A 258-nucleotide genomic window follows, 5' to 3' on the forward strand; every position below is an offset into this window, starting at 1 on the left:
CTTCAGCATCTCAGACGACCATGTGGTCAGCGTGTTGACGAACTCTTGGGTATCCTTTATCCGCGCTTTTACTTCGCTATTTTCATGCTCAAATTCAGGACTGTCCATAAGTTCTTGTAAGAACTGCACCGTTGGCTCAAGCTCACGTTTTTGACGCTCAACGACGATAATACGTGCCAACTCCCAAACGTCGGTATTAGTCGTAAAATGATCGCGACGATCGCCCAATATCGATACTTTCTGTACTAGCCCCCAGTT

1 protein-coding gene is annotated in these 258 nt (G+C 46.5%); it reads right to left on the reverse strand.

The features are described from left to right. On the reverse strand, positions 1–228 hold a 228-nt coding region (locus AAEZ03_RS28015; protein ID WP_350583198.1), incomplete at its 3' end, for a GbsR/MarR family transcriptional regulator. Positions 229–258 lie beyond the last annotated feature (30 nt).

Origin of the sequence: Pseudomonas sp. HY2-MNA-CIBAN-0224 (assembly GCF_040310285.1) — a bacterium.
GTDB classification, from domain to species: domain Bacteria; phylum Pseudomonadota; class Gammaproteobacteria; order Pseudomonadales; family Pseudomonadaceae; genus Aquipseudomonas; species Aquipseudomonas helleri.